General features: G+C 54.9%; 20 protein-coding genes and 1 pseudogene. 8 read left to right on the forward strand and 13 right to left on the reverse strand.

Features of this window, described 5'->3' with window-relative positions; all coding sequences use genetic code 11:
• The first annotated feature begins 123 nt into the window (after nucleotides 1-123).
• The 3 genes from K3169_RS24700 to K3169_RS24710 all read left to right on the forward strand — a co-directional run bounded on the left by K3169_RS24700 (nucleotide 124) and on the right by K3169_RS24710 (nucleotide 3,274).
• The gene (locus K3169_RS24700; protein ID WP_263268461.1) at nucleotides 124-654 is read left to right on the forward strand and encodes a VOC family protein; all 531 of its coding nucleotides are present in this window, start codon (nucleotides 124-126) and stop codon (nucleotides 652-654) included.
• Between the two features lie 275 nt (nucleotides 655-929).
• The gene (locus tag K3169_RS24705; RefSeq protein ID WP_263268462.1) at nucleotides 930-2,288 is read left to right on the forward strand and encodes an iron-containing redox enzyme family protein; all 1,359 of its coding nucleotides are present in this window, start codon (nucleotides 930-932) and stop codon (nucleotides 2,286-2,288) included.
• Complete coding sequence (locus K3169_RS24710) at nucleotides 2,288-3,274, forward strand: class I SAM-dependent methyltransferase (protein ID WP_263268463.1); 987 nt, start codon at nucleotides 2,288-2,290, stop codon at nucleotides 3,272-3,274. The genes K3169_RS24705 and K3169_RS24710 overlap by 1 nt, the downstream gene beginning before the upstream one ends.
• 298 nt (nucleotides 3,275-3,572) lie before the next feature.
• Here the strand turns inward: K3169_RS24710 and K3169_RS24715 are convergent, their stop codons facing one another.
• The gene (locus K3169_RS24715; RefSeq protein WP_263268465.1) at nucleotides 3,573-4,442 is read right to left on the reverse strand and encodes an NmrA/HSCARG family protein; all 870 of its coding nucleotides are present in this window, start codon (nucleotides 4,440-4,442) and stop codon (nucleotides 3,573-3,575) included.
• 134 nt (nucleotides 4,443-4,576) lie between these two features.
• Between K3169_RS24715 and K3169_RS24720 the strand changes: the two genes are divergently transcribed.
• Nucleotides 4,577-5,452 carry a LysR family transcriptional regulator gene (locus tag K3169_RS24720; protein ID WP_099270547.1) on the forward strand — a complete coding sequence of 292 codons (876 nt, stop codon included), beginning with the start codon at nucleotides 4,577-4,579 and terminating at the stop codon, nucleotides 5,450-5,452.
• Between the two features lie 349 nt (nucleotides 5,453-5,801).
• Here K3169_RS24720 and K3169_RS24725 read toward each other — a convergent pair whose 3' ends face one another.
• A complete protein-coding gene (locus K3169_RS24725; RefSeq protein ID WP_231675278.1) occupies nucleotides 5,802-6,869 on the reverse strand; it encodes a LacI family DNA-binding transcriptional regulator in 1,068 nt (355 codons plus the stop codon).
• A 210-nt stretch (nucleotides 6,870-7,079) separates the two neighbouring features.
• Here K3169_RS24725 and K3169_RS24730 point away from each other — a divergent pair, with 210 nt between their 5' ends.
• Complete coding sequence (locus tag K3169_RS24730) at nucleotides 7,080-8,411, forward strand: MFS transporter (RefSeq protein WP_099270549.1); 1,332 nt, start codon at nucleotides 7,080-7,082, stop codon at nucleotides 8,409-8,411.
• Entirely contained in the window at nucleotides 8,408-10,792 is a 2,385-nt protein-coding gene (locus K3169_RS24735; protein WP_263268470.1) for a glycoside hydrolase family 31 protein, read from the forward strand. Before K3169_RS24730 ends, K3169_RS24735 begins: the two co-directional genes overlap by 4 nt.
• A 315-nt stretch (nucleotides 10,793-11,107) precedes the next feature.
• Here K3169_RS24735 and K3169_RS24740 read toward each other — a convergent pair whose 3' ends face one another.
• The 7 genes and pseudogenes from K3169_RS24740 to K3169_RS24770 all read right to left on the reverse strand — a co-directional run bounded on the left by K3169_RS24740 (nucleotide 11,108) and on the right by K3169_RS24770 (nucleotide 18,165).
• Entirely contained in the window at nucleotides 11,108-14,527 is a 3,420-nt protein-coding gene (locus K3169_RS24740) for a GAF domain-containing protein (RefSeq protein ID WP_263272357.1), read from the reverse strand.
• A 218-nt stretch (nucleotides 14,528-14,745) separates the two neighbouring features.
• A complete protein-coding gene (locus K3169_RS24745; RefSeq protein ID WP_263268472.1) occupies nucleotides 14,746-15,309 on the reverse strand; it encodes a type 1 glutamine amidotransferase domain-containing protein in 564 nt (187 codons plus the stop codon).
• A gap of 450 nt (nucleotides 15,310-15,759) precedes the next feature.
• A complete protein-coding gene (locus tag K3169_RS24750; protein ID WP_080238097.1) occupies nucleotides 15,760-15,915 on the reverse strand; it encodes a hypothetical protein in 156 nt (51 codons plus the stop codon).
• A gap of 209 nt (nucleotides 15,916-16,124) precedes the next feature.
• The gene (locus K3169_RS24755; protein WP_263268474.1) at nucleotides 16,125-16,484 is read right to left on the reverse strand and encodes a hypothetical protein; all 360 of its coding nucleotides are present in this window, start codon (nucleotides 16,482-16,484) and stop codon (nucleotides 16,125-16,127) included.
• Nucleotides 16,485-16,632: 148 nt separating this feature from the next.
• Complete coding sequence (locus tag K3169_RS24760; RefSeq protein ID WP_263268475.1) at nucleotides 16,633-16,932, reverse strand: hypothetical protein; 300 nt, start codon at nucleotides 16,930-16,932, stop codon at nucleotides 16,633-16,635.
• 178 nt (nucleotides 16,933-17,110) lie between these two features.
• A pseudogene (locus K3169_RS24765) lies at nucleotides 17,111-17,197 on the reverse strand (transposase); the annotation flags it as partial.
• 173 nt (nucleotides 17,198-17,370) lie between these two features.
• Nucleotides 17,371-18,165: a tetratricopeptide repeat protein gene (locus K3169_RS24770; protein WP_231675274.1), complete on the reverse strand. Its 795-nt coding sequence runs from the start codon at nucleotides 18,163-18,165 to the stop codon at nucleotides 17,371-17,373.
• Nucleotides 18,166-18,622: 457 nt separating this feature from the next.
• Between K3169_RS24770 and K3169_RS24775 the strand changes: the two genes are divergently transcribed.
• Nucleotides 18,623-19,072 (forward strand): hypothetical protein, encoded by a 450-nt coding sequence (locus tag K3169_RS24775; RefSeq protein WP_263268477.1) that lies wholly within the window; start codon nucleotides 18,623-18,625, stop codon nucleotides 19,070-19,072.
• 118 nt (nucleotides 19,073-19,190) lie between these two features.
• Here the strand turns inward: K3169_RS24775 and K3169_RS24780 are convergent, their stop codons facing one another.
• The 4 genes from K3169_RS24780 to K3169_RS24795 all read right to left on the reverse strand — a co-directional run bounded on the left by K3169_RS24780 (nucleotide 19,191) and on the right by K3169_RS24795 (nucleotide 21,087).
• Nucleotides 19,191-19,604 (reverse strand): hypothetical protein, encoded by a 414-nt coding sequence (locus K3169_RS24780; RefSeq protein WP_263268479.1) that lies wholly within the window; start codon nucleotides 19,602-19,604, stop codon nucleotides 19,191-19,193.
• Between the two features lie 109 nt (nucleotides 19,605-19,713).
• Complete coding sequence (locus K3169_RS24785; protein WP_263268481.1) at nucleotides 19,714-20,139, reverse strand: hypothetical protein; 426 nt, start codon at nucleotides 20,137-20,139, stop codon at nucleotides 19,714-19,716.
• Between the two features lie 244 nt (nucleotides 20,140-20,383).
• Entirely contained in the window at nucleotides 20,384-20,743 is a 360-nt protein-coding gene (locus K3169_RS24790; protein ID WP_263268483.1) for an ASCH domain-containing protein, read from the reverse strand.
• 50 nt (nucleotides 20,744-20,793) lie between these two features.
• The gene (locus K3169_RS24795) at nucleotides 20,794-21,087 is read right to left on the reverse strand and encodes a hypothetical protein (protein ID WP_263268484.1); all 294 of its coding nucleotides are present in this window, start codon (nucleotides 21,085-21,087) and stop codon (nucleotides 20,794-20,796) included.
• Nucleotides 21,088-21,481: 394 nt separating this feature from the next.
• Between K3169_RS24795 and K3169_RS24800 the strand changes: the two genes are divergently transcribed.
• A complete protein-coding gene (locus tag K3169_RS24800; protein WP_263268485.1) occupies nucleotides 21,482-22,066 on the forward strand; it encodes an imm11 family protein in 585 nt (194 codons plus the stop codon).
• Nucleotides 22,067-22,290: the final 224 nt, after the last annotated feature.

Genomic DNA, 22,290 nt, shown 5'->3' on the forward strand with positions numbered 1-22,290 from the left:
CTGCCTGCCGCTCGCTCCCGATGGGAAAGGTGAAAGCATGTTTTCTTCCGAATCCTGTCGCATCTCTTGATAGTCAAGGTTTGGCAATGCGAGCACCAGAAAGCCTCGACTCCAGGAGCCTTCATGTTTTCGATCGAACACGCCAAGCAAATGGCCAAGCGGCTGCGCGCCGACCTCGCAAAGTCTAATCAGGAAATTTCCCACTCCGCCGCCCTTGAACTGGTCGCCCATCAACTGGGCCATAAAGACTGGAACACTGCGTCAGCGCTGCTCACCCACGAAGTTGCCCCGGCGGGCATCACCTTCGACAAATCAATTCCTATTCTGCGATCGTTCGACGAAACCAAGGCACGCGAGTTTTACCTCGATTTCCTCGGCTTCAGCGTTGAATTCGAGCACCGGTTCGAAGCGGATCTGCCGCTGTATCTGGGGATAAACCGCAACGGCCTGCAACTGCACCTCTCCGAACACCACGGCGATGCCAGCCCCGGCTCGACGGTATTCATCCCGATGCAAAATATCGAACTGCTTCGCGATGAACTACAGGCCAAGCGCTACGGCTACGGCCGACCGGACATCGTCGAGCAAGGCTGGGGCAAAGTGCTGGAGGTTTACGACCCGTTTGGCAATCGGTTGAGGTTTTGTGAGGGGTGAAACAGGCAGCGCCCTAAAACAGACATATAAACCCTCTTACTGAAATATCCTTCTGTAGGAGCCAACTTGTTGGCGAGGCGTCGTGTCAGTCATTACGTCTCGCGAACAAGTTCGCTCCTACCAAGGACGGGGTATGCCAGATTTATAGCTGATCAACAGTCCTCCCCCTCAACTCAAAAAAACGCACCACCCGTCCAGCCCTTTACACATTCTTGGAATTTATCCGGAAGCCCCCGCCTCAGACCTACATACCAAGAACATTTGTAGGCTGCCTTATGAACTCTCTGCGCAATTTTGATGATCGCCTGAACTCGGCAATGCATTCAGATGCAGATGCCAGAACCCTCTACCACCAGCTGTTGAGCGATCCCCGACAGGTGGATGCCCGTACGCTTCGCCACTTTCTCGACGTCCATCTTCATGAAGCGCGGCAATGTTCCGTGGATCTTCCTGAAGACCTCAGCGAGATGCCCGCGTGGATGGAGGGAAAGGCAAGTGTTGTCGCCAGTGCGTACAAAGAGTATCTCGAAGGACGGCATGCAGGCGCAGGTAGGCAATTCTTCGGAAACAAGGCTCACGCCCTTTATTTTCTAAGACAGGTAGCACCGACCAAACTGGTGGATGGGGCCTGGCTGTACGCTGCAGTAAAACACACCGACGACTGGCGCTATCACGGTCTGATCCGTACCTATCTGGAAGAGCTCGGAGACGGCGATCCCGCGCTGAATCATGTGGTGCTGTACCGCAAGCTTTTGGCTGATCACGACTGCGCGCCCACCGAACAACTGGAAGACGTGTTGTACGTCCAAGGCGCGATTCAGCTCGCACTCGCGCAACTGGGTGACGAGTACCTGCCAGAGTTGCTCGGGTACAACTTGGGCTATGAGCAGCTTCCGTTGCACTTGTTGATTACGTCGTTCGAGCTCAACGAGCTGAGCATTGATCCGTACTATTTCACGCTGCACGTCACCATCGACAATGCCAGTAACGGCCACGCCCACAAAGCCGTGCAAACCGTTCTCGACCTGTTGCCGACAGATGACACCCGGGATGAATTCATTGAACGGCTGCGCGCTGGCTATGCCCTGAACGAGCTGGGCACGGGCACTAAAGAGGTCATCGCCAGCTTTGATCTGGAGAACGAAGTCGTGGCCATGCTGGAGCGCAAGCGTTCCTTTGGTCAGTACATGCATTCGGACTATTGTCGTCTGGACGGGTTGACCATCAACCAGTGGCTGGGCGAGCCCGGACGCAGCCGCGCGTTCCTGACCGCTCTTGAAAACAAAGGCTGGATCAAACGCAATCAGGACCCGACCCAAAGTCGCTTCTGGCAACTGATCGACGGCCCGGGAGCGGTGATGTTTGGCGTGTTCAGCGGTTACGAAATGCAGCTGTTGAGGGACTGGATTGCAGGGGATTGGGTTGACGAAAGTGCTTCGGCCAACAGCAACCCGTTTCGTGCCCGGTTCCGGCGTCGGGCGACACCCGCCTCTGTATCGCCAAAGCAACCTAAAGCCAACGGCTCGACTGAGCGATTGATCAGTCTGCTGTCCCCTTCCCAACACTCGACGCCTGAGGGCCTGATCGCCACTCGGGCCTATTCCAGCCAACTTGCTCAAGGATCGTTAGCGTGATGGACCACACCACTGCATCGTCATCGTTTACTAATGCACCCAACACTGAAGAACAGACCCATGACCTGGCACTCGTTCAGTTGGGTCGTCGACTACAGGCCGATGAATACAAGTTCGTCACGGTGACGCCCCTGACCCATCAGCGCAATAACGAGCGCGAGCAAAACCGCAAGGCTCGTAACCTGCGCGATATCTTTGGCTGGAACCGGCCGTTTGAAACAAACCTGCTGCCAGAGGCGGAAATAAACGCCCTGCTGGCCAGCGGAATCATCCGCGCCCATGCCGGGTTGTTACTCAGTGAAGTACGCTGGTCGAGCCTGCAGGACCTGCTTTTCGTGCATTCCGGCTTCCCGACCATTTCAAACGATGCAGTCTTTTTCGGCCCCGACACCTACCGATTCGCCCAGGCCATTGAAGAGCATCTGAGAACCTCAATGCATCCGGTGCGCACTGCGGCGGATATCGGTTGTGGCAGCGGCATGGGAGCCATCCTCATCGCAAAATCCAGACCCAACGCGCAGGTGTTGGCACTGGATATCAATCCGACAGCGCTGAGGTTTACTGCGGTGAACTCTGCACTGGCGGAGATCGAAAACGTGCACGCCTGGCACAGCGATCTGCTGGAAAGTACTTCCGGCGAATTCGACCTCATCGTCGCCAACCCGCCTTATATGCAGGACAGCCAGAAACGCGCCTATCGTCATGGCGGCGGACGCCTGGGTTCAGAGCTTTCCGTACGCATCGTCGAGCAAGCGATGGGCCGCCTGGCACTGGGCGGTAGCCTGTTGCTGTACACCGGCACGCCATGGGTCGACGGAGTGGATCTGTTCCTTGAACACGCCCTGCTGTTGATTGATCGCCCAGGTTTCGCGTGGTCCTATCGCGAGATGGACCCGGATGTATTCGGCGAGGAACTGGAAACCGAAAACTACGCTCAGGCAGAAAGAATCGCTGCGGTGGTGTTAACGGTTACCCGGACGGCGTGAGCGGTTGTCGGCGTTCTTGACGATGCAAATACTGTGGCTGTACCGGCCCCTTCGCGAATGAATTCGCTCCCACCGGATTTGCGCAAGCCTGAAGCTCAACGCAAACTGGTAGGACCGAATTTATTCGGGAAGACAGCATTCCCAACGACGCAGATGCTGTGGCTGTACCGGCCCTTCGCGAATGAATTCCCACCGGATCTGCGCTAGCCTGAAGCTCAACACAACCTGGTAGGACCGAATTTATTCGGGAAAACGGTATCCCTGACGACACAGAGGCTGTGGCTGTATCGCGGGTTGCTTAAGCATCAGTAAGAGCCTCGCGCACGAAGTCTTCATAAGTGCGTAATGGGTGCCCAATGATGGTCTGAAGCTGCTCAATGGTTCCTTCTTTTGCCTGCATGCCAAACTTCTGAATCCCCGCCATCATCAGGCGCATGTCATACGCCAGCCAATTGGGACCGTATGAAGCGAGCTGCCCTTCGAAAGCCGCAACGTCATCACCGCCGTAGGCGATCTCGCGACCCAGCGCGGTACTCCAGACTTTCGCCACAGACGAACCGGTGAGCGGCTGCGGTCCGATCAACTCCAGCGTTACACAATCCAGCGCCGAGGCTGCTCTGTCACGACGCAGCAATTCCGCAACGGCGACATCAGCGATATCGCGCGCATCAATCATGGAAACACCTGCCGAACCGATTGGCATTGGATAAACCGAGTAATCCTGAATGGTCTGTTGGACCATGCGATCGTTTTGCATGAAATAAGCCGGACGCAAAATAGTCACGGGCATGTCGAGGGTCTCGATCATGCGCTCAACCGTATGCTTGCCGGTGAAGTGCGGGACATTGGTGAACTTGTCCGCATGGATCACCGACAGGTAAACAATGCGCTCAATACCCACCTCGCGAGCAAGGTTCAGCGTAATGAGGGCTTGGGTGACCTCATCAGGCGTTACCGCATTGAGGAGGAACAGCGTACGCACCGACGACAGTGCCTCGCGCATCGACGCTACATCGGTTAGGTCTGCGACCACCTCAGTGACGCCCGTCGGGAAGGTCCGCTTACCCGGTTGGCGTACGAGAGCTTTGACGTCAGCGCCCGCGTCAGCAAGGCCTTGGGTGATCAGTGAACCAATAGTGCCGGTGGCACCAGTAACCAGAATGCTCATATTGAAACTCCTGCTGAGGATTTGAAGTTGATCTGCGAGTGAAATCCGCAACGACCTTGACGAGAAAGTAATCCGTTGCACTTATAAAACGAAGACCCCAAAATCCAGACACCTCGTTGCAAATATGGAACACCATGAACCTGAACGCGCTGATCGATTTCATGCTCGTCGCCACCCATTCAGGGCTGGGAAAGGCAAGCCGTGCGAGCGGTGTTTCCAAAGCCACGTTGTCGCGCCGAATCGCCGACCTTGAAGAGCAACTGGGCGTAAGGTTGATTGAGCGCAGCGCCCGCGGCCTGAAACTCACCGAAGCGGGCAAGGCGCTGATGTCTCGAACTGAAGCCCCGCTGAGTGAAGTAACTGAAGCAATGACGGCTGCAAGTGAAGGCGTTTCAACGCCTCGCGGGCGCTTGCGGGTCGCGGCACCGATTTTGTTCTCTCAGCTCGCGATGGGCCGTATCGGCGCCGAGTTCTGTGCGGCCTATCCGGAAGTCTTGATTGAGGTGGTTGCTGAAGATCGCATGGTCGATCTGGTGGAGGAGCAATACGACGTCGCCATCCGGATCAATCCAGGCCCGGACAGCAGCCTGGTCGGCAGGTGCTTCGCCAAAGACCGGCTGATAGTCGTGGCGGCGCCTGAAATACCCAAGCCGATGCCCGGCGCAATCAGACCCGTTCCGGGCATCGTGACTTCAACGTTCCAGCCCACCCACTGGAGTCTCGATGGCGGGCAGTTGGTCCTGGAGCCGATCCCGAAAATGAGCTTCTCTTCATTGCTGATGGTCCGCGATGCAGCTATCGCCGGGGGCGGTGCGGCCCTCATTCCACAGTCCATCGCCTGGAGTCAGCTTGCCCGAGGTGAGTTGGTTCAATGGGGGACTGTGTCGGGTGTCGAGCCGTCGCTGTGGGTTTTGCATACATCCAGGCGGCTTGCGGCTCCCAAAGTACGGGCATTTGTCGACTTCATGTGTGCCAGGTATCCGGACATGTCTCTGGTGCTTGATGGGTAGAAAATCGCTCACACAAGGGAATGCATTTCTGATCGCACAGATGCTGTGATGGTATAGGCCCCTTCGCGAATGAATTCGCTCCTACCGGATTTGTGCAAGGCTGATGCTCAACGCAAACTGGTAGGACCGAATTTATTCGGGAAGACGGTATCCCTGACGACGCAAATGCTGTGGCTGTGCCGGCCCCTTCGCGAATGAATTCGCTCCCACAGGGTCTGCACCTTCCTCACGTTCACCCCGATCCTGTGGGACCGGATTCATCCGGGAAGGCGGCATTCCCGACGATGCAGATGCTCTGGATGTACCGGCCCCTTCGCGAATGAATATGCTCCTACCGGATTTGCGCCGATCAATCATAAATAATCTTCTGATACACCGGGGTCTGCTGCGCGCTGTGTTTGATACGCCGCACCGAGCTGCCGGTGATCAATTGCCCGCCCAGTAGAAGATTGCCGCATGGTGATCGCGGTTCGAAGAGACGTTGCCTTAATACCCTGATCGCCTCCGCCCCCAACTCATCGCGAGGGACGTGAAGCGTGGTGAGCGGTATGTCGTTGATGTCAGCCAGATTGAAGCCATCCATGCTCATCACCGAAACGTCCTGAGGCACCCTCAAACCAGCGCTCTGTAGCGCTTTCACGGCACCGGCTGCTATGAAATCGCCCCCGGCAAGAATCGCGGTAGGTCGGTCATCAGGTGCGCAATCTGCAATAAAAGCCGCCACCCGCGCTTCCGCCTCGGCACTGCCGAAGCCTTCGGTAATGATCTGATGGTTCGCGTCGACAAACTCGAGATTCTGCTCCTTCCAGGCGTCGCGAATCCCACGCATGCGCAGATCCATCGTGTAGCGCCTGAGGCACTGCAACGTGAGCACGTTTCGATGACCCATCTGAAACAGGTAATTGATCGCAAAATGACCGATCAAAAAGTGGTCGGGCGATATGGAAGGCAGGCGCATGCTGCGATCAATGCAGTTGATAAGCACAGCAGGCTTGCTGAAATCCGCTGCCAGCTGGTGAATGTGCGGATCATCAATGCCGATCAGAATCGCTGCATCGGTTTCTTTCTGATTCATCTTTTCAAGAAACAACAATGCGTCGCTGTCGACCTCCTCAAGTTCGCAGTAACGAACTCGAACATCATGCTGCGCAACCGCCTGGGTGATGCCCTGGATAACCTTGTAGTAGAAGATATCCGAGCGGACGTTGAAGGCACGCGAGGGTGCAAAGATGGTCAGCCCGTTTAGCAGAAACCGGCCATTGGCGAGGTCTTCCATCACCCCATGCTGGCGCGCCACCGCCAACACTTTCTGCCTCGTTGCCGCGCTAGTATTTGATTTACCGGCAAGCACTCGGGAAACCGTCGCAATCGACAGACCTGTTTGTGCAGCGATCTCAGTAATGCGTAGCTTGCCCACAGCGACTGATCCATTGAGACAATTTATGTAAAAGCTTTCATATCAGAAAAAGACCACAAGGCCTAGCGTGGTCTGGATTCCACCAATCGATTCACTAAGAAAATGTAAATTTATACATCGTTAGTTCTGTACGGGGCATAAGCCGTTGCCCTAGCGTTGAGCCTCAAATAAAAACAAAACGCCGGAAAATCCGGCACAGGCGAAGAATTGATGACTATCGATATCGACCGCAATGCTCGACTTTCGGCCAAGCGAAAATTCATCCCGCACCTGCGCTGGTGGATGCTCTCCCTGTTTCTGCTTGGCGTCACCGTCAACTACATCACCCGAAACTCATTGGGCATATTGGCCCCGGAACTGAAATCCACGTTCAGCATGTCGACTGAACAATACTCGTGGGTAGTCGCCGCTTTTCAACTGGCTTACACCATCTTCCAGCCCATCTGCGGATGGCTGATCGATGCTGTCGGGTTGAAACTCGGCTTCGTGATATGTGCCGTCATATGGTCGGTGATGTGTCTGCTGCATGCGGGCGCAGCGAGCTGGGTACACCTGGCGATCCTGCGCTTTTTCATGGGTGCTTCGGAGGCTGCCGCCACCCCCGCGAATGCCAAAGCCATCGGCGACTGGTTCCCGAAAAAGGAACGGCCTGTCGCGGCAGGCTGGGCTGGCGTCGGCTTCTCGTTGGGCGCGATGTTAGCGCCGCCCATCATCTATCTGGCTCACGTTTCGCTGGGCTGGCAGGGCGCATTTTTGATTTCCGGTGGCATCGGACTGGTGTGGGCTGGCCTCTGGGCCTGGCTTTACCACGCGCCCGCCATTCACCCTCGCCTCTCTCCCGCTGAGCGGGAACACATTCAACAAGATGGCGAAATAACCGGCCAGCAAATGCCGTTTTTCAAAGCGCTGAAAAAGATCGGTCGGGACAAAAGGTTTTACGGTATCGCCCTTCCCGCTTTCATGGCTGAGCCCGCCTGGGCGGTCATGAGTTTCTGGGTGCCCTTGTACCTGGCCAATGAGCGAGGCATGGACCTCAAGCAAATCGTGCTGTTTGCCTGGGTGCCTTTTCTGGCAGCAGACCTGGGCAGTATCGCCAGCGGCTACCTATCCCGCGCCTACCACCGAATCTTCAAATGCACGCGGGTCAACTCAATCGTTGCGAGTTCGATCACGGGCGCGTTTCTGATGTTTTCGTTAGCCGTCATGACCCAGGTGAAAGATCCCTATGTCGCGATCGCGCTCATTTCAGTCGGCGGTTTTGGCCACCAGATTATCTCCTGCATGTTGAGTGCATTGGTGGTCGAGACCTTTGATCGGGATGAACTGGCGACGGTTAACGGCATGCGTGGTTCCTGCGCCTGGATTGCCAGCTTTATCTTCTCGCTGATCATCGGTGTCAGCGTCGACAAAATAGGCTTTAACCCACTGTTCATCGCCATGGGGCTCTTTGATTTTATAGGGGCAATTTTCATGATCATGTTTATCGCGGACCGTACCCAGTCCAAATCCAGGCCCAAATCTGAAGTGGTGCACCCACAATGAAATCACTCAAAAACTGGAAGTTCCACGCACGCAAAGAAGGCTATATCGAGCTGCTGGTCGAGGACCGGCATGTATTCCGCATCCATATGCTCGAAGATGGTTTGGCTCGTGTCCTGCTGATGCGCGCAGGCACATTGGAACTGGATCGAACCTGGAGCATTGCGCCCAAGGAAGATGTCCCTTGGGAGGGTCGGTCTCGTGAGTCCGTCGCCGGTTTTTCCTTGCCCGCATTTCAGCTCGAAGAGCTCCAGGACCGACTGATACTGACCACCCAAAAACTGCGCGTAACGGTGCATCGGCCACTGTGGTTGCAATGGGAATTCCACGACGGCCTGGTCTGGAAGCCGCTGGTCTCGGATCGTCCCACCGGCGCCTACTCACTCAACGCCCATGGTGATGGCGTCGAGCATTATCAGTTGCGCGCCCCTGAACATCGCTACTACGGCCTTGGGGAAAAAACCGGTGATTTAAACCGCACCGGCAGACGTTTTGAAATGCGTAATCTCGACGCCATGGGCTACAACGCGGCGAGCACTGACCCGCTTTACAAGCACATTCCGTTCGTCATTACCCAGCAGCAAGACGCAAGTTTCGGGATGTTCTACGACAACCTGAACACCAGCGTCTTTGATCTGGGCAACGAGCTGGATAATTACCATCGCCCGTATCGTCGCTACAAAGCGGACGCGGGGGATCTCGACTATTGGGTTATTGCAGGGCCGCGCGTACTCGATGTGACCAAGGCCTTCGTCCGCCTGACCGGGCGCACCTTGTTCCTGCCTAAATGGAGCCTGGGCTACAGCGGCTCAACCATGCACTACACCGATGCTGACAATGCGCAGGAACAGTTGCTCGGTTTCCTTGATCTCTGTCGGCAACACGAGATCCCTTGTGACTCGTTTCAGCTGTCATCCGGGTATACGTCGATTGGCGACAAACGCTATGTGTTCAACTGGAATTACGACAAAGTCCCGGATCCAGAGGCGCTGGCGCAAGCGTACCGTGATGCTGGAGTCAGACTGATTGCCAACATAAAACCGTGTCTGCTGCAGGACCATCCACGCTACCCCGAAGTGGCCGAGAAGAGGCTGTTCGTGATCGACTCGGAATACGACCAGCCAGAAAGGTCGGTTTTCTGGGACGACGAGGGCTCGCACCTGGACTTCACCAATCCGGCGGCCATCCGCTGGTGGCAATCAAACGTCACCTCGCAGCTTCTGGAAATGGGCATTGATTGCACGTGGAACGACAACAACGAATATGAAGTATGGGACGGCGAGGCACGCTGCCAGGGCTTTGGTCGCGAGATAGCGATCAAACATATCCGGCCCGTCATGGCGCTGCTAATGATGAGAGCCTCGCTGGAGGCGCAGCAGCGATTCGCACCTTCAGAACGCCCTTACCTCATCTCCCGCTCGGGTTGCGCCGGGATGCAGCGCTATGTTCAGACCTGGAGCGGCGATAACCGGACCAACTGGGACACACTCCGCTACAACACCCGGATGGGCCTGGGCATGAGTCTGTCAGGGTTGTACAACGTGGGGCACGATGTCGGCGGGTTCTCGGGTAACAAGCCGGATCCTGAGCTTTTTTTACGCTGGGTCCAGAACGGCGTGATGCACCCGCGTTTCACTATTCATTCCTGGAACGACGACGGCACCGTCAACGAGCCATGGATGCACCCCTCCGTTACCGACGCGATCCGCGACGCCATCCGCCTCAGATACCGGTTGATGCCTTATTTCTATACCTTGCTGTGGCAAGCGAGTCATGAAGACGAACCCATTTTGCGGCCGACTTTTCTGGACCACGAGCACGATCCGCAGACCTTCGAAGAGAACGACGAATTCCTGCTAGGCCGGGACATGCTGGTCGCCAGCGTTGTAGAGCAAGGCGCACGCGAGCGCGAAGTCTGGCTACCGGTTAACGAGACGGGTTGGTGCGACTGGCATACTGGTGACTGGTACGAAGGCGGCCAATACGTGTCCCTCGCTGCACCGCTGGAACGCTTGCCATTGCTGGTACGGGGAGGCGCTGCAATTGCCACCGGTGAATGCCACAAGCTCAATGACTCATCCCTTGATCGACATCGTGAGCTGGTGATTTTCCCTGCACCCTCAGGCTCCGCAAACGGGGTGCTGTTCGAAGATGATGGCATCAGCCACGGGTGGAAAAGCGGCAGCAGCCTGCTGATTAACTGGACCCTCGAATATGACCCGGACTTCATTGATTTGAAGATCGTCAAAACAGGAAGTTTTCGTCCCGCGTGGGAGCAGCTTGAGGTGTCGCTGAAGGTACAGGATGCGCGACCGTTGAGGATCAATGGCAATAGCCGAACGACTTTAGGATTGGCCGAGATTCCGGATCACGAACATGATTGATCAATGACTGATTTGGAATGCTTTTCTGTAGGAGCTCACGAGCACCGCGAGGCAGCGATGGCGGTCTGTCTGATATACCGCTATCGCGGCCTCGCGGTGCTCGTGCGCTCTAATAAAACAACATGCAATTACTGGATTGAAATGCATTTTCTGTAGGAGCTGCCGAAGGCTGCGAAACATTTCTCCTGATACACCGCGATCGCAGCCTTCGGCAGCTCCTACAGGTCCTGTGTTTGCCGCTAGACAGCGCGGTGATATGGAAACAGGGCCAGCTTGGCTGCCAGGTCTGTGGAATGCCCAAGCTCCATAACCACCTCAGGATTCGTCGCCGAGCCGGGACAGGCTTGCCGCGAGCTCATCCTTTCGAAACGGTTTGGCAAGCCGTGGAATATCCGCATCAAGTCCCTCACGTTCGGCATAGCCGGAGACCAGGAGGATTGCAGTCCCGGGCCGGGAAGTACGGACTACTCTGGCCAGATCGGTACCACTGATACCAGGCATCAGGTGGTCCGTGACGAGCAGGTTGAAGGGCTGCCCGGCGTCCAGCAGTTGTAAAGCCTCCTCGCCCGATGCCGCCTCGATTACTCGGTAGCCTAGGTCCGCCAGCATGTACGAAGTACTTGCTCGTACCAGCTCTTCATCGTCGACCAACAGCGCGACGCCGCGCACCGATTGTCGCTCCGGAGCCTCGACCACGCGCAAGGCTGCTGCCGGTACCGTCATGCTGCGCGGAAGCCACAGCTCCACGTTCGTTCCCAGACCGGGCAAGCTTTGAATCGTAAGCGCACCGTTCAACTGGGATGCCAGGCCATGCACCATCGAGAGGCCAAGGCCCGTTCCCTTCCCGACGCCCTTGGTCGAAAAGAACGGCTCCACCGCCCGGGCGAGCGTCGCCGCGTCCATACCTGTGCCGGTGTCAGCGACAGACAGACACAGGTATTCGCCGGTCGGAAGCCTCGAGCGGTGACCGCTACTGACCAACTCAGTGCTCGCGGATATGCGCATCGTCCCTCCTTCAAGCATCGCGTCGCGCGCGTTCACGGAGAGATTCAGAAGTGCCATTTCGAGTTGGTTCGGATCCGCCATCGCCGCAGGCAAGTTTTCCGGGGAATCGACAACGACCTTGATTTGCGGACCGGTGGTGCTGGCGACGAGATCGCCCATGTCGCTGACCAGCTTAGCCACGTCGACCGGAACCGCCTGAAGCGGTTGGCGACGCGCGAAGGCAAGCAACCTTTGCACGAGGGTTTTTGCACGATCCGCTGATTGCAGCGCACCGGATATCAGCCGCTGCTCTCGCTCGCCGCCCACGCCTCTGCGCTGGAGCATGTCCAACGTGCCAACGATCGGGGTAAGCAGGTTGTTAAAGTCATGAGCCACGCCGCCGGTAAGCTGACCCATTGCTTCCATCTTCTGACTCTGACGCAACGCCTGCTGGACTTCTTCCCGCTCGGCGATGGCCTGGGAAATCCTCGCTTCGAGCGTGGCATTGAGTTCGCGCAGTTCCTCCTCGGCGGCCTTGCGGGCGGTAACATCAACCACGGTGCCGGTAAAACGCAGACAGCGATTGGACGAATCGAATACAGCCCGGCCCTTGGCCGCTATCCAGCGGACAATGCCATCCTCGCGGCCAATCGTGCGGTAGTCCACTTCGTAAAGGGCGCGCTGCTCAGGATCGACGGCCGCTGCGAAGGCCGCAGTCGTTGCTTCTCGATCTTCTGGATGCAAGCCGTCATAGAAGTGTTGCAACGTGACCGGCACATCAGCCGAAATGCCGAACATGGCCTTGGTCTGTGGCGGCCAGATGAGCGTTTGATGAACGATATCCACGTCCCAGAAGCCAATGTCGGCGTTTTCCACGGCAAGGCGCAGTCGCTCCTCGCTCTCGCGCAGACGCATCTCGGCACCTACCCGCTCAACATGTGCCCAGCAGCGCTCGACGACTTCCCTGACCAGGGATATTTCGGACGGTTGCCAGTCCCGGGGCTGATCCTGATGAACCGCCATCATTGCCGTCAGCCGGCCGTCCTTCACGAGCGGGCAACAAATGATCGCGTCCACACCAATGGATAGAAAGGTCTCAAGGCCCGCGCCACGGTTCAGTTCTGCGACAACATCACGTATGACCAACGTGCGGCCTGCGCGCATATCCTGCGCAGCACGAGGTCCAAAAAGGTCGAGGCTATAGGCTCCAACCGAGCTCTGGATGCCGGGCGCATTGTAATCACTGCGAATCCAGAACCGGTCGTGGTCGATATCCACATCCGCGTAGGCGCAGCGCGAAATGTTCAGCCTCCGACCGAGCAGCTCGGTCGCGGCAAGCAGCGCGTCTTCGGCATGCTGGATGTTGAAGAGCCGGTTGTCGAGTTCATCAAAAAAACGCAGTCGCGAAGCACTGTCTTGCAGTGCCGCTTCAGCCTGATGCTCGGCCGTGCGGTCGCGGAAGATTTTCACAAAACCGCCATGATCCATGGCGAGCGGCATCATCAATCCCGAACCCCAGAAGCGTGTACCGTTTTTGCGGACGTGCCAGCGCTCGTTGACGGCTCGCCCCTGCTCACCAGCGACTTTTAGCTCGTTGTGGAACACTCGCTCAGCCTGGTCCATGTCCGTATAGAAAAAGTCGCCCTTGCGACCGACTACTTCCTCTGCACCATAGCCAACAACGCGCTGGGCACCGATATTCCAGCTCGTTACCATGCCTTGCGCATCGTAGGTGATAATCGCAAAGTCCTCTGCGCCCTCAACGATCTGGCAGTATCGCGCCTCACTGAGCCGGATAGCAGCCTTCGCCCGAGCTCGATGCACAACGAGACCCACCGTCTGGACAACGAAGTCGACGATCTGGGTATCAGCTGACAGGGGCTTGCGCGGTTCATGGTGGTACATGACAAAAGCGCCGAGCACGTCGCCCTGCGCCGAACGGATCGGGAATGACCAGCAGGCGTGCAGGCCGTGTTCAATGGCTTTCTCCCGGAAACCGGCCCACAGCGGGTCGTTCGCAATGTCGGACATGGGCACTGGCTCGCGCCGAAAAGCCGCAGAACTGCCGTAGCTCGAGCTCTGGCCGACAATGACGCCCTCCATGTCGGCATTGAACGCACCGGGAAGACTCGGGCCTGCGCAATGCTGCAGCTGCTGACCGTCTTCATCCAGCAGCAGAATACTTCCCAGGAAACGGGACGTGGAAAGCGCTTCCACCTCGCGCACGATCGCATCAAGTGCGACGTTGAGAGGCGTTTCTTCGACGGCCAGTTTCAGGATACGGTTCTGTGCATCGCCCAGCGCGGCCGCGCGATTGCGTGCCTCAGTGAGGCGCGCATTCTCGATGGCAATAGTCGCCAGACGTGCCAGACTTTCCAGCCGTTTGATCGTATCCAGGTCGTGGGTGCGGACCTCCGACCAGTAAGCGCCCAGCGCCGCGACCGAAACAGGTCGCCCGATCGGTACCATCACCATGCTACGGACAAAAGTCGGCGAGTAGGCGTCTTGAGGAATGCGCGGGTCGAGCCGGACATCGGGAATGGCGACCGTCTCGCCATGGTGCATGACCCAGCCCGAAATACAGTGGTCAGCCGGGAAAGTCAGGCCTTCCCACAACGGAGAAACTGCGTCCTCCGCCACATAAGAACAACGCCCGTCATGCTCAATAACGACCGCTACGCCCTCCGCTCCGACAGCCGCACGCGCCGTGTCCCGAAGCACGGCAACGACCTCTTCCACCGATGCCGCCATAACCAGTCGCTCACTGGCATCCAGCACATGGGACAAGCGTTTATCAACGCTTGGAGCTATCGGAACAGATGGCAAACGGATCTCCCACCGACGGCCACAGAATCGCTATTCCACGGACGGGTTCAAAATGAATGATGCCAAAAAGACATTATATATAGCATCCCGTCTCGATATGCAGAAATGCGACCATCGAGCATCACGTTAAAGAACTTCCAGCCTTAAGCCGCCTCAAGCGCCGCTACAATAGCTTCGTTGAAAGCAGGGATATCATCTGGAGTACGCGAAGTAATCAGGGTCCATCCATTGGCCGGGCATTGCTTGACCTCGGCATCGACCCAACCGGCAGCACCGGCATTTTCCAGATCAAGCTTGACGCTCGGGTACGAGGTGAGGGTCTTGCCAGTGATCACACCGGCGTTGATCAACAACCACGGCCCGTGACAAATCGCAGCGATGACCTTGCCTGCATCAGCGAACTCCTTGACCAGACGCTGAGCGTTTTCATCCAGTCGCAGCGTATCGGCATTGACCGTACCGCCTGGAATCACCAACGCATCAAAATCCGACGCTTTAAGCCCGGCCAGCGCAGTCTGGGATTCAACCGTGCGATCTTTCTCAGTGTCCTGAACGAAAGTCTGAGCCGTCCCGCCGTCACTCGAACCATGGGTGACCGAAGCCCCTTGGGCCTTGAGCGCTTCCAGCGGTTTAATCAGCTCGTCCCGCTCGATCCCTGTATTGGAGGTGATGAACAGTACTTTTTTGCCTTCCAGTTGATTACTCATGGTGGTTACTCCGTCCTCTTATCAAGGTGATCAATTCATGCGTGCGAATGGTGATTTATTCGACGCGTTGAAGATGGGAGGTCGGAGCGGTTTTGAAAGTTCAGCTGGATTTTGTGTTGGTGCCGGGTGAGTAGGCGGTACTGACACGACGCTATCGTGCAGTGAACACAAAACCCTTTGTGGGAGCCGGGCTTGCCCGCGATGCATGAGACACAGCCAGAAGGCAGACCGCGTCATCGTTTATCGCGGGCAAGCCCAGCTCCCACAGGATTTTGGAATGAGCATTACATCTCGAGCGTCTTTAAAAAAATCATGAATCAACCGCGGCTTCACAGTCGCAAAAGTTGGCTCATGAACAGCGCTACCACGCAGCGCAGAATACTTCGATAGCGACAGCTAACTTCAGCCAGCGCCATCAATTACAGCTACCACATCAGATGAGTGTCAGGATCAAGCCTGCTCATCTTGCTCGTCTTCATCATGCTTGAGCGCAGGCTTCATACCTGGCTGAGGTGCGTGCTCTGCATTCGGCGCGATCTCTTCGCCGTGATTCTTTTTCTCTTGCTGAACTTTTTTGTCGTGGGCGACGTTGCGTGGGTCGGTCATGGGATTTCCTTGATTGGGCAGTGATTCAAATACCCATCGACGCGAAAGCTGAATCTGAGCGCCCGGGCAAGATTTGGAGTTCGCTGGGGATAGAGCGTTCAGTGCAATTCAAACCTGTAACGGCCGAGCAATGCGAGGAGAGTAAAAGCGTCTAAGAACGAAGCCATCAGGATCCGAAGCGAATACATCAGCAACGCTGACGCAGGAAATTAGTAGTACCCAAGGGTTTGTAACGTTCTGGCAAGACTCAGGACAGGTTGTAATTTCTCATCGAGCAACGTCCACCACTCGTGCTCAACCCACTCACCTGTCGCTGTCTGGTGCATGGGAGGTATCCATTCTTTATGTCGATTGAAAACATCCGGGATGGCTCGCCCAAGGGCCGATAGTTGATTTTGGGTAAAACCCTCTTTTTGAAGCTCAACAACCTTCGCGAGCGCCAGACGATAATCCTCAACGTAAGTCATCGCCGGAGTAGAACCAGCGACCCGTATCAATTCGGGCAGTACTGACTCCAGTTCCTTGAGCTGACTCAACCTGTCCGCGTTCGTATAACGGTATTCGGCCATTGTGATTCCCTGCTATCTGTTGGGTAGCGGCACCAAGAGGCTCTCTTGAAGCCGCGCGACCAGCGGCTTCCCGAGAGCCTCAACCACTATGTCAGCGATACCAATCCGGTGCGCTTGGTCGATGAACTCGTCAGGCTTTTTAACCCACTCAAAGTAGCTCGTCCTTCAGCAGCTGCTTGATCAGTCGTTCCGTCTCATACATTTCGGCAAGAAATTCCTGATCATGATGACTGGTGGTTTCCAGGTAGCCCCGCGTGCAGTTCAAGAGCCCCTTCAAGCTCGCCTCCAGTTTTTGTTTTGAGCCGATCCCGATTAGCGCCAGACTTGCCTCGTACCGCTTCAAGTAATCAGCTACGACGACTTCATCAGACGCACTGCACTTGTCTCGAAGTGCAACAATCGTTTTTTCGATTTGCTGGTTCACACTCCGCAAGCTGTCTGAAATCACCTTTTACTCCCGTTAATAGTCACCGAGCGGCGCCTGGATTTTATAGAGACAGATGAACGACAGGTTATGGCCGGGAGCGCTCTTCATTCGCCAGGCGGTTTGTGGCCGATTTCTGTCTCTCACGAAGGTTTGCAATCGGCTCGAAGCAGTCACTCAGATCTCAGCAAGCTTTCCAGGCTAAACGCAACGCCACATCAGCAACATCAAAATCGCGTTCGGTGAGTTGCTTGACTGCTTCAATCTTGAATTTTTCGGGGTAACGCCGATTTCTGTAGGCACCTCCTGATGGGCATGATTATGAGGCCTATCTACAAACCCAGCGGAGACTCACAACATCAACCCAAAGACAAAACAGGGCGGATTGGTTTAAGCGACAGCCGAATTAACAACTGAAATAAATCCGCCCCCTTTTCGGTCTCGGCAAATGGTTCTAGCGCTTCAATTCAAACCGACTTTGACAGAACGCTCGGACGACCAGGATTTCTGGCCTGACGGCAATATCGGCTCGGCAGGAATTCGATATTGCCCGAACTCCTTGACTACGGCCTGGTCGACGTCAGCGTTGCCCGAACTTTCGATCAATACGATTTGTGGCACATTCGAACCAGATTTTCCTTGTACTTGCAGAGTCACCGGTTTACTGACGCTGCCGTGTTGGACTTGCTGATTTAAGGCAAACTCGGTGTACATTGTCAGGCGATTGAGACTCTTGCGACTGGTATCAGTCCAGACCTCGCTATAGCGCTGGATCTGTTCAGCCGTTAGCACCAGTCCTTTGGCGCGGATACGCTGAATGCCCTTCCAAGAGACATCACCGGCATTCTGGCTGGCCTCCACGTAATACATCATTGCCCCGAACAAGTCCTGCGAGCCACCGCGACCCTCCTCCATCAATCTGGCCAATGCGAGTTTACTTTTATCGCTGTCGCTGTTGGTCAGTGCCAACTGATAAAGCCGTCGCGCTTCGACATCGTCAGGCGCCTGCCCGTGGCCGTTCTCGGCCATGAGTGCCAGTTTCTCGTTACCGACGCCATCCACGGCGGCGACGGACTCATAGAGCGATCTAGCCTTGCCAAAATCTTGCGGCAGGCCGCCACGACCGAACTCATACAAACTACCGAGAGTGGTCTTACAGCGCACGTTGCCGTTATCACTGGCGTTACGAATGTATTGGACCTCGTCCGCGGTGGGGTCCTTAGCGCCCTCAAACAGCATACATTGGACGTTGGCCATACTATTTTCCATGAGGCTTGGTGGCCTTGAGGTTTGACACCCTGCGATGAGCCCCGTGATTGCCAGTACAACAACCGCCTTTTTCATGTGATGCATCCGTGAAATCCTGAGGGTTTAAGTATGATCATTATCAAGGCACGCAGCGTTGCTGATAGATCGAATGAGATTGACGTCGCATGGTTTGCCAGATCATCTCCTGCATGAACGCATTCACGATCAATTGCGACCTCCAATATGACCACTCATTTCTACCGCTGTACTGTCACTGGATCGACCACAGTAGAGACATCAGCGACTACCTGTCCACAGTCTGCTGCTCGCAACCACAAGCGGAAATTTGTTGGATAAGTTAACGCTCTCCACAGCGGTTGAGGCCGCAGCAAGACTTGTGGCGTCCTACCGTTTCTTTAGATTTTAGCTCACGATATAGGGCCAAGCGCTGATCGATGGAGCCAATATGCGTATTACCCAAGATTTCCGCTCAGACGAAATTCTCAGGCTTGAGCATCTCTTGGAGGGCTTCAACTATTCCGTTTGGGTTAACACCTACGGGCCTTTTGATCTAAGCAGAACGCTTCAGGAGCAACTGTCCCATTGCACTGGTAACGAAGTAATCATTGGTGGCCAGTCCTGCGTAACTGCAAGCCAAGCCCGCCGCGAGATTACTGAGAACCTGCTGCACCTGGGGGATGGCGGTTATGGTCCAGTAGATCTAACAGCAAAGCGCTCAGAAATAATGATCCTCCTTGAGGCCCTACTCACGTATGTGCACCTCGACCAAGCCAGCGCCATAACTTCATTCTGTCTAACCGAAGGCCATCCGGCGTACCCGGTATTCTGGGACTTCTCTTTCGATATTCAGGGGTATGGGAAAAGATGGATTCTGATGGGCAGCAGCAGCGACTAGGCTAAGAAGGTCTGACCTTAAAACTCCCTTTTGGCAGGGCAAGCTCTTAATGATCGCTATGGGTCGAAAGCCGTCGGTCGCGACAGGCCATTCGAAGTGGAGGTGGAAGGTAGGCCGTTCAAAAAATTATTTCACACCGTGCCTCGACGGCCTGCACTCTTAGTGTCAGACCCGACTCGAACCGCATGACAAGGTGATGATCTGGCTGGATGTTGTCCGTGAGGTAAAAGGCTTGTGTATCGGCTTCCGGATCCACCGTTCCAATTGACTGAATAACACTGCTGTCGTCGTCAATTGGATTTGCATTACCCCCACTCGCTGAAAAGTACTCGACGTCATGGAATCTGAAAGTAATTTTGCGTGCTTCTTCGATCGGCACCCACGCGTCAGTCCGTCGAATAAAGCTGAGTACAACCGATCGATCCAATACATCGTAATTAATGGCGCTGGCTTGGTAGAAGTTATGCAGATCGTAAGCGCGACCGTTAGTCTCAACCTCGATATGACCGAATACGAAACCTTGGAATAGCATGAGTTGACTCTAATAATTATCAGTAAGCGTGCATCGTACTGCGTAGATGCAATGATCGCTATCCGAGTGCATTCGGCCCCAAAGGCGGTCGCTAATTGCCAAGTGAAGGCTAAAGAATCTGATCACCTATCACTACGATGGATGCTCCGAAGGTTACGTCAGATAGCCGGGTAACCTCAGCCAATGCCCGTAAAGGGGCAGGCAAATCGAAAAGTGTCCGTGGATTCAGTGGCCGGTATTGCAACTCATACCCCCTCAAGGCCTGTCCGGAATCGCGATGAACGTCCGACCAGTCGTATGCAAAGAATCCACGTTTGGCAAATTCAACGAAGGCGTTTGCGCCAGCTTGGGCACTGGCCCGATATACATCGGACACCTTCGGCAATGAAAGGACAAATTCTTCGGAGTTTTCGACGGAGGGCAGAGCGGAATCAGGAACCGGCCCGGGGCCGCCCGTAGTGAAGAGCGCAACCTGCCCGAGGGCGTCGGTGGCGACCCATCCAACATCACAATCCTGAAGAACGAAGGTAGTCACTATTTGCACCTACTTTAGAAAAGAGTCGAGGTCATTTCCCACCTCTACTTGCCAGCCCTGAATGTGTAAAAGCGCGTCAGCAAATTCTCAAAGCGTGAAGAAACTCGATGGGTGTATTTCCGAGTTTTGACCAATTGCTACCAGCCACGACAGGCAGGAATCGGCCAATTGCAGCTATCGGGATCTAGTGATTGAGGTGAGTGAAACGGTCATGCTCAGATGAACATAAACGCTCCAATACACCTCAGCTCCCTAATACACATAGCTGGCCAAGCTGGCCAAGGTTCTTGGTCTGCTCAGGTGTGTAATGCTCAACGACCTGAACCGTGTCGGACAATTGAATACTAGGGTAGTGTTCCCGCATCCCCTCGAGCATAACCATTGGCGGCCACATGGCCTCCATGCCACAGAACGCGGCCGCCTCGTTCAAAGGCATGTACGTGCAACGGGTGACCCACACGACAGTCGTTTGACCAGGCTTTCCTTCGCACACATAACGCAAATAGCCAGGAACTATGTGCGATTCGCCGAAGCGGATCGTTGACCTCTTGTTTCCATTTAGCAAATCAGGGAAAAGTCGAGAGACCACCATTAATGTTTGCATGCTTGACTCCTTCATAAGCACATCAAGCGGTGCCGGGCACGGAGGCAGATTTAAAAAAGCTTCTCTACCAAAACTGTAGTCGCGTGGATCGCCATATCTCCAAAATCACCCTCAAGGAATAAAACATTCTCAACAATGTTTATCCCTTCAAGCTCTCCAAGTCCCCTTGAATCCTTAACATCAAGAGCGCCAAGCCTGATGGTGAGCTCAGTACCGTCGGCGTTCCATGCCATCAGCTTGTACTTGCTCTCGTCGTCCGCACTAACAACCATCTCAAAATATCGATGGGCCTGATCCACTGTGATCGACAAGACGTTGCTTTGCTCGAGCGCTTGAACATCCATGGCGAGGCTACTTTTGCTTAAAGCCGCATCCTACTACGACAGATGCTTGCCTTGGAATATTCTCGCCCCGGTCTTCGGCTCGAATGAATGCGGTTGAGATAGCAGTAGATATTGTGCCTAGACTTAGGTGTTCACCTTGGATAAAGCGCCTCATGGGCAATCCCCACGATAAAAGCCTCATAAATCACAGCAAGGGATCACGGAGTCGGTTCTACATACGCAGGTGGCTGAACAGAAATCGGTAATCTATCTGCTGTGCCTGACAGCCATAACCTTGAGACAATTACGGCGGTGGAGCGCAGCATGAAAATGATCTAGGGGCTGATCAAGTTGAATTGGCAAAATACGGATCCGAGACCTAAAGGTACCCGATCTACTCGTTAGGAGATGTGCCATGCAATATTATGTTCTTCGACATGAAGGGACAGCCGACAGCCTCGTCGATGCGGATGTTGAGTTCGTCCCTAGGCTTCCAGAGTACTATCAGGTGGGCAAGAAGTTTTTTTTGGCCGAAACCAGGGTTAACCTGAAGCTAGATAAGCGTGTGAAAAAGCTAAAGGCGGATTTCTTTCTTGCAACTTGCGGTGCTTTTTTCGTGTCGGAGTCATTGAAAGAAATACTGAGCAGCCATAAGGTTGCCCTGGATTTTCTCATGGTAAATTCCAGCTATTTCAATGGAAGCGCAACGGAAAATAGATATTTCCTGGCTCATGCTGAAAACAAGTTGATCTGTTTTGATTATCTCAATTCCGAGTACTCAGGAAAACCCATGATTTTAGACAGGATTGCAAACGGCGATCTGTCTACGGATTATCAGGTCAGGGGTATAAAAAAATTATGCATCAATGAACAAGAAGTCAAAGGGTTGGACTTTTTCTTTGTTGATAAAATTATATGGATTGATCCTCTCATCTCCGAAACGGTTGTAAATGCTGCAAGGGACAGTGGAATTCGACTGAATGTGGAGAAGATTTGTTAGAGCGATATTCTGCTGTGAAATCTTTATCACTCCGGTTCTTGTGATAAATGATTGGTGCCGTGGCTGCCAGCATTGAGTCAGCAACTTGTCGTCAGCCTATATCTGGCGCGATCAGGAGTAAAGCTATGACCCCGGGGGGCAATTTGATCGAAAAGCACATCACGTTTTCTGCCTCAAACGGCTGGTAGAGAACCGCCAAAAGCGCCCTGTCGCGATCAGAAACG

This window comes from Pseudomonas phytophila (assembly GCF_025643095.1).
Lineage (GTDB): Bacteria > Pseudomonadota > Gammaproteobacteria > Pseudomonadales > Pseudomonadaceae > Aquipseudomonas > Aquipseudomonas quasicaspiana.